The organism is Methanosarcina soligelidi, from assembly GCF_000744315.1.
GTDB lineage: Archaea > Halobacteriota > Methanosarcinia > Methanosarcinales > Methanosarcinaceae > Methanosarcina > Methanosarcina mazei.
In genome coordinates this window covers 2,231,403-2,244,101 of the sequence record NZ_JQLR01000001.1, presented here as the reverse complement: position 1 = coordinate 2,244,101, position 12,699 = coordinate 2,231,403, and the positions used below count along the sequence as shown (strand labels likewise).

General features: G+C 37.1%; 13 protein-coding genes. 2 read left to right on the top strand and 11 right to left on the bottom strand.

The window, feature by feature from the left end; translation table 11 throughout:
- Positions 1-51: 51 nt before the first annotated feature.
- Both infB and M886_RS09830 read left to right on the top strand, forming a co-directional pair.
- Positions 52-1,827 carry a translation initiation factor IF-2 gene (gene infB, locus M886_RS09835; RefSeq protein WP_048045020.1) on the top strand — a complete coding sequence of 592 codons (1,776 nt, stop codon included), beginning with the start codon at positions 52-54 and terminating at the stop codon, positions 1,825-1,827.
- A 163-nt stretch (positions 1,828-1,990) separates the two neighbouring features.
- Positions 1,991-2,401 (top strand): 30S ribosomal protein S6e, encoded by a 411-nt coding sequence (locus M886_RS09830; RefSeq protein ID WP_048045019.1) that lies wholly within the window; start codon positions 1,991-1,993, stop codon positions 2,399-2,401.
- Positions 2,402-2,663: 262 nt separating this feature from the next.
- On the opposite strand, the gene M886_RS19580 is transcribed toward M886_RS09830, so the two are convergent.
- The 11 genes from M886_RS19580 to M886_RS09770 all read right to left on the bottom strand — a co-directional run bounded on the left by M886_RS19580 (position 2,664) and on the right by M886_RS09770 (position 12,672).
- The gene (locus tag M886_RS19580; RefSeq protein ID WP_052727585.1) at positions 2,664-3,440 is read right to left on the bottom strand and encodes a LolA family protein; all 777 of its coding nucleotides are present in this window, start codon (positions 3,438-3,440) and stop codon (positions 2,664-2,666) included.
- Between the two features lie 92 nt (positions 3,441-3,532).
- Positions 3,533-3,856, bottom strand: a complete 324-nt coding sequence (locus tag M886_RS09820; RefSeq protein ID WP_048038203.1) for a hypothetical protein — start codon at positions 3,854-3,856, stop codon at positions 3,533-3,535.
- A gap of 57 nt (positions 3,857-3,913) precedes the next feature.
- Positions 3,914-4,573, bottom strand: a complete 660-nt coding sequence (locus M886_RS09815) for a YIP1 family protein (protein ID WP_048038200.1) — start codon at positions 4,571-4,573, stop codon at positions 3,914-3,916.
- Positions 4,574-4,686: 113 nt separating this feature from the next.
- Positions 4,687-5,550 (bottom strand): cytochrome c biogenesis CcdA family protein, encoded by an 864-nt coding sequence (locus M886_RS09810; protein ID WP_235203921.1) that lies wholly within the window; start codon positions 5,548-5,550, stop codon positions 4,687-4,689.
- A 266-nt stretch (positions 5,551-5,816) separates the two neighbouring features.
- Positions 5,817-6,032, bottom strand: coding sequence for a hypothetical protein (locus M886_RS19145; RefSeq protein WP_048051706.1), 216 nt, complete (start codon positions 6,030-6,032; stop codon positions 5,817-5,819).
- Between the two features lie 321 nt (positions 6,033-6,353).
- Entirely contained in the window at positions 6,354-7,538 is a 1,185-nt protein-coding gene (locus M886_RS09800; RefSeq protein ID WP_152558017.1) for a hypothetical protein, read from the bottom strand.
- Positions 7,539-7,905: 367 nt separating this feature from the next.
- Positions 7,906-8,505 (bottom strand): hypothetical protein, encoded by a 600-nt coding sequence (locus M886_RS09795; protein WP_152558016.1) that lies wholly within the window; start codon positions 8,503-8,505, stop codon positions 7,906-7,908.
- Between the two features lie 823 nt (positions 8,506-9,328).
- The gene (locus tag M886_RS19135; protein ID WP_235203919.1) at positions 9,329-9,625 is read right to left on the bottom strand and encodes a hypothetical protein; all 297 of its coding nucleotides are present in this window, start codon (positions 9,623-9,625) and stop codon (positions 9,329-9,331) included.
- Positions 9,626-9,730: 105 nt separating this feature from the next.
- Entirely contained in the window at positions 9,731-10,381 is a 651-nt protein-coding gene (locus tag M886_RS09785; protein ID WP_048051095.1) for a hypothetical protein, read from the bottom strand.
- 245 nt (positions 10,382-10,626) lie between these two features.
- A complete protein-coding gene (locus M886_RS09780) occupies positions 10,627-11,625 on the bottom strand; it encodes an outer membrane lipoprotein-sorting protein (RefSeq protein ID WP_048051094.1) in 999 nt (332 codons plus the stop codon).
- Between the two features lie 837 nt (positions 11,626-12,462).
- Positions 12,463-12,672: a hypothetical protein gene (locus tag M886_RS09770; RefSeq protein ID WP_048051092.1), complete on the bottom strand. Its 210-nt coding sequence runs from the start codon at positions 12,670-12,672 to the stop codon at positions 12,463-12,465.
- Positions 12,673-12,699 lie beyond the last annotated feature (27 nt).

Here is a 12,699-nt window from a genome sequence, read left to right as displayed (position 1 = left end):
CCCTTCTGGACCTGCAGCAAATAAGACGCGGGAATGAGAGAGGTTCTGTATATGGCTGACAAGAAAAATCTAAGGACTCCTATAGTCTGCGTGATGGGGCACGTTGACCACGGAAAAACCACTCTGCTTGACAAGATCAGGGGTACTGCAATTGTCAGTGGAGAAGCCGGGGCTATCACCCAGCATATCGGGGCAACCGAAGTCCCTATAGACGTGATTGTCAATAAACTCGGAGACCCCAGGCTCAGGGACCGCTTCATGGTACCAGGACTGCTTTTTATTGATACTCCGGGACACCACGCTTTTACAACCCTCAGAAGCAGAGGAGGTGCCCTTGCCGACCTTGCTATTGTGGTTGTTGACATAAATGAAGGCTTCAAACCCCAGACCTACGAGAGCCTGCAGATCCTGAAAAGGTTTAAAACTCCTTTTGTTGTTGTTGCCAATAAAATCGACAGGATCGGCGGCTGGGTTTCACAGAGAGATCTTCCTTTTGCTGCTACTTTCAAAAAACAGTCCAGTGATGTCCAGGCGCGGCTCGAAACAAAACTCTACGAGGTTATAGGTGAACTCTACAACCAGGGCTTTGCCGCAGAACGCTACGATCGGGTCACAAACTTCCAGAAAACCCTTGGTGTGGTCCCTGTAAGTGCTGTTACAGGAGAAGGCATCCCTGATGTCCTTATGGTGCTTTTGGGTCTTGCTCAGAAGTTCCTTGAGGCAAACCTGCAGTACAGTGCCAAAGGGCCGGGAGTCGGAACTGTCCTTGAAGTAAAGGAAGAAAAGGGTCTTGGAGCAACCCTTGACATTATCCTTTACGACGGAACATTGAAGAAAGGAGATACGGTTGTTATCGGAAGCCTTGGCGAGCCTATCCAGACAAAGGTAAGAGCTCTTTTAAAGCCCAGAGAGCTTTCCGAAATCCGTTACGAGAGCAAGTTCCAGCAGGTGAATAAGGTAACTGCTGCAGCTGGTGTGAAAATATCGGCTCCGGGACTTGAAAGTGCACTTGCAGGTTCTCCTATAAGGGTTGCAACAGAGGAAATCCTCGATGAGATTATAGCCCAGGTAAAGTCAGAGATCGATGAAGTCAGGATTGATACGGGCTCAGTCGGGATCATGATTAAAGCAGATACCCTCGGTTCCCTTGAAGCCCTTGTCCACGAGTTCAAGAAAGATAATGTCCCTATAAGGAAAGCTGAAGTAGGAGACATCTCTCACAGGGACGCGGTTGAGGCTTCGACAGTTGAAGACCCTCTTTACTCTGTGCTTATAGGTTTCAGTGTCAAAGTCCACCCTGATGCCAGAGACTTCCTGCAGGAAAGCAATGTAAAGGTATTCACAAGTGACGTGATCTACCGCCTGGTTGAAGATTACCAGAAGTACGTAAAGGAACAGCAGGAACAGGCTGAGAAGAAGATTTTCGAAACAATAATCCGCCCCGGCAAGTTTAAGATCCTTCCCGGATGTGTTTTCCGGCAGAGCAAACCCGCCGTCGTCGGGGTAAGGGTGCTTGGAGGAGTTGTCAGGACAAATGCAGACGTTATGCTTGAGAACGGAAACGTTGTGGGCAAAATCAAGGGTCTGCAGTCCGAAGGGGAAAATATTTCTTCTGCAAAGATAGGCAAAGAGGTTGCAATGGCAATCGAAGGTGCAACCGTAGGCAGGCAGATCAAAGAAGAAGACGTGCTCTATGTTAATGTACCTGAGAGGCATGCCAAAGTTCTTGAGCACGAAATCTATGATTCCCTTTCAACCGACGAAAAGGAAACTCTCGACATCTTCCTGACACTCAAAAGGAAAGGCAATCCTTTCTGGGCAAAGTAAAAGCTGATATGCAGATAGCAGCATAATGTCAGGCAAAAGCGGGAATTCGGAAAGAGTCAGGTAAAAGGTAAGATACTGATTCGGATAACACATTCAGGTAAAATTCAGATAAAAAAGTAAGGTAAGGCAATAATTACAGATAAAACTGATTGGAGGATTTCACATGGCAAATTTCAAAGTTGTAGTTTCTGACCCAAAACAAGCGCGTGCTTACCAGATCGATATTAAGGATGCTGAAGCAAACGCATTAATCGGAAAGTCAATAGGGGACGTTGTTGACGGTGCCATTTTCGGGCTTGCCGGTTACAAAGTCCAGATCACTGGCGGCTGTGACGGCAGCGGTTTCGTTATGAAGCCGGACCTCCCCGGTCCCAGGAGACAGAGGATCCTGACCGCAACAGGTGTCGGGTATACTCCAAAGCTCCCTGGACAGCGCAGGAGAAAGATGATGCGCGGCAAGGAAATCGCTCCTGATATCGTACAGGTCAATGCCAAAGTAGTAGAATACGGAAGCAAGTCCATAAAAGCCCTTCTCGGCCTCGAAACCGCAGAAGAAGCTCCGGCAGCAGAGTAATTCCAAGTAGAGTAACTTCAAGTTCCGCCTTCGGGCGGGATTTAATATACTCTTTGACTCATATTTGTTTTCATCTGTTTGATTCTTTTTTATGTTACTTTGCGCTGCTTTTTCTATTGTATTATCTTCGGTTCCACTGACTGACTCTCCATAGACTTTGAACTTTCAGCTTTCCGGTTTTATGTATCTTTGAGAGGAAGGATATATTGAGGCGTAACCTTCCATTTATGTTCATAAGAATTAGATCGCATATGATATCTATTCAGATAACAGCAACCATGGTTGTCTCTTTCCCTCCTTCATCAGGCACCTTTATTCGTTCCTCAGATCTATTTTTGTTAAGCAGATCTTCAAAATTCATTGTGACCACTTCTGCTCCTTCAGGTACGTCAAATATGAATTCGGAATCCGGTATTCCGGTATTTATCTTTAAATCTTGGATCTCGATTTCTATTCTCTGCGTGCCCTGGTAAATTTCATACTTCAGGGGCATCCAGCTTTCCCCATCAACCCAGATTTTGATCTCGTCGATTAAAATACTTTCCTCTATTCCTTCTTTCGGTTTTGCTTCAAGCAGATATGCAGTTCTCCCATCAATAGTATCATTTCCAGAAGCAGAAATATCATATTTATTTAAAATATCGTTAAAGAGCTTAATATAATCAATTTCGATTTGATATTCTTCAGGAACTTTTATTTTCTGGACAATATTTGTTTCGGGATCGTACAACCACTCAATTTTTCCATCGTAAATCATTACACTTTCATTCTCTGTCCCTTTTGTAATTGTTTTCTTCATATTCGGCTTTTTATACACAATATCAAATTCACTTTCCTGTGTTTTCTCTCCTTCAAAATACGTCGTCATATAAAGGGTATATGAAGAATCCCCGATGCTGTTTTCTTTTTCCTGCATCTTTGCTGCAATTTCTTCTGCAATAAGCTCAGTATCTTCTGTTTCCGGTTCATTCACGCAACCAGATGTAATAACGATATAACTTATCAAAATGAGCATAGAAACAATTTTCTTCTTTATCATACTCCTCATCCCAAATATTAATTAACAGATCCTGAAAAAATAATATGTTTTGTTTGATTTACAGATGCAGATATGGAGCAGAGCAAGGAAATTTAAGAGAGTTTGATTGTTCTGCCAGCAAAATACATTTTCTGAAATATTATACTTTCTCTATTTGAAATAAAATGAAAATAAAGTGAAAATAAAGTGAAGCTGAATTCTACAAGGTCTACCGGCCTTACAAAATTGATACTGGCGCCTTTTAACCAGATAAGCTGCTTTCGGCTTCTGCTCCAGATCTGCATATAAACTTCCATGATCTTCGTGACGGCAAGGACTTTTGCAGGAAATCTCTCTGCATGCTTCTGATTACTTGTAGTTATTCCCAAAAACTTGGAACTAAAAAGTGAAATATTGATTATATTGATTTCAGGCATGTATCCTACCAGCACACATCTTATCAGATATGATATATTCCTTTTATTTTGAGAGAGTTAAATGCTCCCTGTGGTAAACAGGAATATATATACCCGATAAACAGCATACAGGCCCACCGGAATACCGACAGCAAGGGTGGCATTTTTAATTGACATGTTTCGCGCATGTAAAAGTGCAAACACCCAGATATATGCAGACAGTAAGAGGCATAATATTACAACTATTTCTGAGGTATAGTACAGGGGATTATTTGAAAACATCTGCGCTGTACTTTCAGCTATAAGCTGCGGATCATGTGATGAAAAATCCACCGAAGACGTAAGTTTGTATGATACAAAAACGCCTATCAAACTGCTTAATATTTTTGGCACAAATCCATAACCTACAAACTCCAATGTCCTTTTGAAAGAACCCTTTGAATCAAACACATATGATATTGAATATAAGATTCCAGCTACTATAAACCAGGTTAAAAAGACCCAGATCAAACCCCAAACAGCCCCGAATATAATTGCTGTAGTCGATATGTATGAACTCATCTCAGAAGGAAGCAGTCCACGCATTTGATTAATAGCCAGAAAACTTGAAACCATTGCAATTACAGCAATTACAAGTATTATCAATACAGGATACTTAAAATCGACATTGTTTCTTGACTTTTCCCTGAAAAACGAATTCGGATCAAATAACAGATTATTAAGGTTTAGGTTATCCATATTTTTCACACCATTGTAAGTCTTATGTAATAAATTCCATACAATTTACGCAAGTTCCATGTGTTAATCAATTATTTAGATTTAACTTCTTATTTTGGTTTATATCTTAAAGCTTAAATCATAATCCATAATCCAAAAAATATAAGTGCAAATCCGCTGATTTTTTTCAGATACATTTTATATGAACGAATCTGTTTAGACAGGGTATAGCCCCCTATCATGCCAACTCCAATAAAAGGTGTCAATACCCCTCCGCTGAAAGCAAGCAATAGAGCCAGATCATTAACAGTCCCGTTTGTAATAGTCTTGTTGAGAAGTACAAGGAGCATTGGAGCAGTGCAGGGAACTTTTACAAAAGAAAACAATATCCCAAGAAAGAAAACTCCACCCAGAGTGCCTGCATATTTCCTGGCAGAACTCTGAAAATAATTATCCAGAACTACAGGAGATTTCAAGACCCCCAGAAGGTTTAATCCAATGAGAATTACAATGACGCCTGTAACAAAAGAAAAGCTTTCCAAATCTGGAATTGACTTTCGGAATGAGAGTAAACACAGGCCCAATACTAAGTAAGAACCTACCAGCCCCAATCCAAACACTGTTGCACGTACCATTCCGCTTTTCGCAGTATTGCTCGTCCCTGCAGTAAAGCTTAAAAGAAATCCAAGTATGGCCATCAGGCAGGGTGAAAAACCCGCAAAAAGGCCGAGAGAATAGGCAAATGGCAAATTCAGGTTTGTGTTTATATACTCGATTTCCTGTTCTTTTCTCGTTACCTCTTCTGTAGTATATTCAGTAATATTTTCCTCTTCCACAAGATATTCATCAATTAAAGTTTTCAGCTTTTCTTCAGTAATTTCTTCTTTGGGAATTTTTGTTTCATTGTTTATCACAATAGCCGGGACTTCAAGAAAACCATATTTATTCCATTGGTTGAAACCGTCAGCAGTACTGGTTTCAATTTTTGATATAACCATGCTCTCATATTGAGCTTCTATTCGATCGACAATTGGATCGGTTATTTCACAATCATGGCAACCTTTTTGATGGAAATACTCAATTGTGACCGAATCTGCACAGGCTAGCGGTATAAATGTAAGAAATAAACAAATGACAGCTAGTACAGTTATTGTGTGAGAAGTACTTTCCATGAGAATCCCTAAGGTGTATCATTTATTTCACAAACATGAAACATCTGAGATTTTTTCTTCAGAACTCTTTGACCTAAAAATGTAATTTATTATTAAAAAATAGAAGGATTATCAATTTGTTCTTTTTTTCTATACCAGACCATAAGCGAGAAATGCATAGCTATTACAAGGAACGCCAGAACAAATGTTTCTGACCTCCCTACTGATATGTACCCCTCCATATCCAAATATCCAATTATTAAAAAAGAAAAGAAGTATACTGGCAATGAACGCCATAATTCTTGTTTTACTATATCATCTATATTCATAATTAACCACTGTACCTTTGGAAGTTTAACTCAAACTCAGCTTTTTTCTAAACTTCAACTCATTAAAAACCGCAAAAATATTGTTTTGGCTCTGTAGAACCTCTTAAACAAATAATCATCATCCATTTGAACTGGAATCCATTTGAACTGGATGCCTGATATATTTTTTATTTTCAGCCAATGAAGCTGATTTAAATAGATATTCTACAAAGCTTAAAAAGAAAATTGGCAGTTCACAAATTTGCTTTAAATTTGAGGTCAAATTTTCACTTCTTTATGTGTAGTCCTCCGACATAATTTCAATCGATTACATTCCCCAGTTTAGAAAAAGTATTGAGTAAATTTTTTGCTTACAATTTTTAATAACTTCCCCCCACTATCCATTATTCCAGAAGACACTTTCTGTGTGTCTTCTGATATTGTTAGAGGGTCGGCCGGCTCGCTTATATTCGCTAAGAGTTCAGAAACTGCTCTTGTTTGTTCTCTTGCGATTATTGAATTCCGAATAGAATCAACTGCAAGAGGGTAAACGCTTGCAGAATCATTTTTATCTGCTTCTTCAAGATATACTCCTGCCATCTCCAAGTGGAGTTCAGTTATTGGCGAATCGATTCCTTGTGTAGCGGTAATATTCTCAAAAGAATTTTTTGAAACTGTTAGTTCTTCTTTTGCTTTCGTTATTATAACTGACTGATTTGTTATCTCCGTCTCGTTACTCAACTCAATTTTGACTAAAGCTATAGAGCTGGCAGCGTGCATAGTTGATAAGTAGTAATTTTCCTCAGAATAGTATTTCTTGGATATGTTTAAATAGTCTTGAGGAAGACCTCCATTAAATTCTCCAACTTCCGCCGTCTTTAATTCTTGTATTTTATTTTCTGCATCGCTTATCCACTTTTGCGCAATGCCTTTTTCGAGCGTCTTGAACTCTTCAGCGTCTATTTTCGATTGAGAGTAAGATTCCTCTTTTGCTACATTTAAATAAATCTTTGCTTTGTACAGGTCAAAACTTGATCCGACCAAACTGTCAACAGCATTGTCGGCATTCCCTCTTCCTAAATATTCCTGAGCTTCTCGTAATTTTTGGGCACTTTTGGACAATTCTTCCGATGAAAGGGATAGCCACTCATTAGCTGAAAAAGTCCTTTCACTATTATTTAATTGATATATCTCAGATCCTAGATCATTTATTTCTTTCCGGAGAGACTCGTTCAGATTTTTAATCGTTTGCTCTTTTCCTTCACGTTGAATCTGATTGAGTATATCTTTTTTGATTACTTGCCGGTGACATTTTAACGCTAGAGTGTAAGAAAAAAAAGGATAATCTTTTTGAATTTCGCATGATTGATTAAAAACATAAACGAATTCAGTATTATTTTGGTAAAAGTGTGAGAGAGTGTCAATTTCATTATTAGAGAGATTCTCATAGACTCCCGGCATTGCACTGGCAGGAATAACGCAAAAAGTAAAAATTGCCAGCAGAAGCATTGCTTTCATTTGTTTCATATTTAGCCTCATTTATTTATAAAATATATAGCAATAGCCCCACCTACATAGAAAAGGATAGATGCTCCAAAAGCGGAGAGTATACACTTAAAAAGAGATAACCCTTTATTGTGACTATAGAGAAAAATGCTAAGTCCAACTACTAATGTTCCAATGGTTTGACCCAGTTCAAGTCCATTCATATTTCCTCACATTTTTAATAGAATATAGCTGCTTCAGCTTTTGCGGTTATCCGTATTCGTTACCAAATAAATAAAAAAATTAAATAAGAAGATTTTTAATAAGCCTCCAGTTTTAATTTATTGGTTATACTCCTTAAAAACAACTGGCTAAAAACTATTATTTATTAAAATTCACTAAGAGTTGTTTATGAACACAAGTAATTACAAATTGAATCACAGCCAATTATAGTTCCTGCACCGCATATAAGTATACATCCTGCAATACAGCCAACTACACCAACTCCACTTGACACAAGATAAGCACACAGTTTAGGGCAACCGGTTCCACATGCTTGTCCAACAAGCGCTCCACACCCTCCCATGCATATATCTTTGCAACTGGCGCGAGTGATTGTGATTTTCTCATTGGATGAATCGTAAACGGTAAACGTGGCAGAATCTGAAGTTGGATCACCTATCAGCGTCGCAGATACTTCATTACCTTTGTCTGAAACAAAACTAGCTTTCTGGCCACCAGGAATAGCAGAAACTGTTCCATCCCAGACTTCCAATATTTCATACTTAGAGGAAATATCGATCAGCTTAGTAGATGTGCTAGATGGGCTAAATATCAAGAAATATCCATTCGTTTCGCTATTCTCAACTATTGTATAATCTTTAGGGACTGATATTTCTTTTGAAATCACCGTTACAATCTCTTTTTCAACTTTAGGATCGATGGGCTTGTTTGGAGGGCATGCCATTGCAGGCGTAACCAGTATCATACCTATAACGAGCATTATCATAGAAAGCCCGCTAATTCGTTTAACTTTGCTGTTTAATATCAATCTATTCCACCTCTTTACTTCTATTCAAGAGGCAAGAAGCAAACTTTAAAATAGTTATAAAGTTATATACTTCATGCCTTCGGGTATGCAGGGTTCAGCATTGCTCTCAAACTCTACTGAACCCTGTATAACATTCCCACTTAATCAGTTTTAGAGAATCCTTTATAAGTTTTCCGGCCAATCTCTCTAACTGTCAGAGATCAGAAAATCTTTACAACTCTAAAATGTGCTACAAAAAACAGTTAGAGAGATTGGCCGGAAGTTATATATAGAGCAGTTCAACGTCAATTATTTAAAATCTACAGCTAGTAACCAGATTTTTTGTTAAAAAAGTAGATTGAAGAAAAATATCTGCCCAATTAAAAAAGGATATAATGAGGTTGAAGCAGACTTTTTCAGGAACTTTTCGATAATCAGTATTTTTAAAGCCGGAATCAAGGTTATTTTATATAACGGATTTGTTTAGATAGAGTATAGCTTCCTATTAAGCCAATTCCAATAAAAGGTGTCATACTCCAGCACTGAAAGCAAGTAACAGGATCAGATTATTTGCTGTTCCATTTGTGATGGTTTTATTGAGTAACACAAGGAGCATCGGAACATTGCAGGGAACTTTTACAAACGAAAATAATATCCCAAGGAAAAAAATTCCACCCAGAGTACCCGCATATCTCCGAGCAGAGTTCTGAAAATAGTTATCCAGAGCAACAGGTGATTTTAAGATTTCCATAAGGTTTAATCCAATGAAAATTATAATTAAGCCTGTAATATAAGAAAAACCTTACAAACTGGGAATCGATTTTCTAAAAGAGAGCAAACAGATACCTAAAACTATATAAGAACTCACCAATTCCAATCCAAATATTATTGCACGTACCATACCGTTTTTTGTGCTACTACTTGTTCCTGCATTAAAGCTTAAAAGAAAACCGAGTATAGCCATCAGGCAGGGAGAAAAACCTGCAAAGAAGCCGAGTGAATAGGCAAATGGCAAATTAAAGTCTGTATCTATATACTCATTATACTGTTCTTTTTTTGGTATCTTTTCTGTGGAATTAGTATTCTTTTCCTCTTCCAAAAAATGATAGTCAGGAGAGCTATTATACGAGAAACGTTTTTCATGAAAATCCCTATAAGTACATCTTTTATTTTCACGAATTTGTGTATGTCTATAATAGGAAATTCAATTATCTGAATTCTGTTTTCGCTGCGACCATTTTATTCCTAAAATCAAGAATATCAGTAATATTCCAAGAATTATACTTCCTTTCAAAATCGGAAGAATAGGATAGCCAAGAACAAGGTAACGTACAAAAATGAAGACACAAGCGATTATATAGAAAATCAGCAATCTTATTGGATCATTTTGATTTGCTTTCCTTTCACCATATATGATCTTTGAGAGTGAGACTCCGATAAATAATAAAAGCAAAATCCAGTATATCTGATCCATATTATAAACTACAGAAGCATAAAGATAAGCGACATACAGAAGTATTGTAAAGAGTAAAAGACCTATATGTTCTCGAATTGATGAAGAAATTTTAGTTTTTTCATCTCTATAAGGCTCTGTGGTTTTTTCTTCATTAGACTTTGAGCTAAAAATATGGTTAATTATAAAGGATATACTATTGTTATCAATTTGTTCCTTTTTTCTATACCAGACCATAAACGAGAAGTGTATAGCTGTAAGACAGAGAGCCAGAATAAGTACTCCTGATATCCCTATCGAGAGATATCCTTCCCTATTTAGGAGCCCGATTATTAAAAAACTAAAAAAAAGTACAGGGAATGAACGTAATAACTCTTCTTTTACAATAGGATCTATATTCATATATTGACCACCTCAGTACCTTCTGGAGGTTTAAGTTTAAATTCAGCATCTTTTATGCCTGAATTTATAGAATAATTCTCATATTCTAGTGTCATCAGAAGTTTGTCGCCGTTATAACTTTGGATCTTTAGCGGCATCCAGATTTTGGGATCAATCCATAGAATATGATGACTATATGTTTCATTTTATTTATTAGAAATGACTTCATGTTTGTAAGTTTGAACTCTATTGTTCGAAATGTGATATTATTCCAAAGACTCCGCTATTTTTATAAGTTCTTGTTCACTTACTGGACCTGTAATTATAATATATGTATTCCTATAGTTATATTTGATAATTTTATTGTCAAACTTTTCGATTGTCTTCCCTTTTAAATTTTCGATTGTAATATTTCCTGAATTTGATACTGAACTCTTAGACGGAGTTTGAAAAATAGTTAACACGTTTCCTTCTTTAGAATAGGTTAAATAAACACTATTTCCATATCCAAGTACTGTCACCCCTGCGAATTGATACCCAGCACAATAAGAAGGTTTCAATATTGTAAAATTTACGCTCTTCTGAGCTTCTTCTATACCGACTTGGTTGGGAAGTGTTGTGCTCGGTTCTATAACTCTTGCGCCTTTTGGTAGAGTAAACTCAAATTCATTGTCGTTAACATCAGTGTTTACGAATATATTTGTGTATTCTACCCTTGATTTATAATCTCCAAAATTTATATCGATTCTAACTGGAATCAAGCTTTCTTTATCTATCCACATGTTTTGAGATACTACAGAAGTTTTATTTTTTGGTATAGCTTCAATTATATAACATGATTTTCCAAACAATTCCTTTTCTCCAATTAATTTCACATTATTAGTTATAAGTAAGTCTTTAAGAAGAGTGCCATAATCAAAATCTGATGTTCCTTTATAGCCTTCTAAATGTTTTACTGTTACTTCACCTTTAGTTAAATCGTATATCCAGCTAACTGTTCCATTAGAAACTATAGTTAAGTTCTTTGGTTGATAAATGCACTTATACTTGTTTGGCTTCTTAAACAAAAAATCTATTTTTTGAGTTACTTCTTCTCCTTGAAACTCTGTTGTGGAAATTACTGTATACTTAAATACGTCAATAGATCCGTATCTTTCCTGAGAATTATTTATTATTTTTTCAGCGTTTAATAAATTGTTTGTCTCTTCTAAACATCCACCTACAACTATAAAGAAGAAAAGAATAATTATGATTCTTTTTAACATTTTAGAATCTCCTACGTAATTGATTATATTTTTGGCATATTTCCAAAATAGGATCCTAAAAATGATGATATAAAAACCAAAATAGTAAACCCAATTTGGATCCTTTTCTTCGTCTTTGGGCTATAATTAGGGGGAAGTGAGAGATATTTCATAAATATGAAGGGGATTGAAAATGCAAAACCTATAGCAATCAAAAACGAAGAAAGTACGTGCGCAAAATAGGTATATTGTGGATAATAAGACATTATTGTGATACGAATAACTGATGACATTATTAAAAAAAGAAAAAAAGTAATAATAGAAGTAATGATAGGTTTCACTAGCACAACCCCACTTCTTGACAAACTGTAGTTGCGCTCCAACTGCATGCATAATTTTCTAGAACGAAGTCACATATTACCCAGCAAAAAGCCGCTGAAACAGCCATCCAAGCTGGATGCGGAATCTTTGTAGCTAGTTGCGCACATGCATAAGCGCATCCTCCCTCTGCGAGGTAACCACATATTTTATCAACAGCCCACATACAGAAGTCACAATCCACCGAACTTACTTGGAAGGTACCCTTAACAGAATCGTACTCTAGTAATGTGACCTCACTGTTATTTCGCATAGCTGCTATGGCAGCACTTCCATGTTCATTAGAAGTAAATACTGCGACAGCAGATTCATTTTTACGCCCGTTGTCAAATGGCATTATTACAATCGAACTTGTGACCGTTTCGTTTGTAGTTGTTGTAGTTAGCATCGATGCCTTGAATTCACTAGTAGAAGGAGTGTAGCCTAGTTTTTTAAGCTCACTGTTTAACTTTGAGATTCTTTCATCAGATAATGCTTCTGCTATAATTTTTTTTCTTTTTCTTTTGATATCTCTATCATGTTCACTTCAGCATCTGATTTTGGAGCACTTAAATATCCACACGCTGGGCAGTTTTGAGATACATTAGAGCAATCTTTTCCAGCCGGACACGCCATCGCAGGCGTAACAAGTATCATACCTACAACGAGCATTATCATGAAAAGCCCGCTGATTTTTTCTAACTTTGTCATTTAACCTCAATCTATTCCACCTCTTTA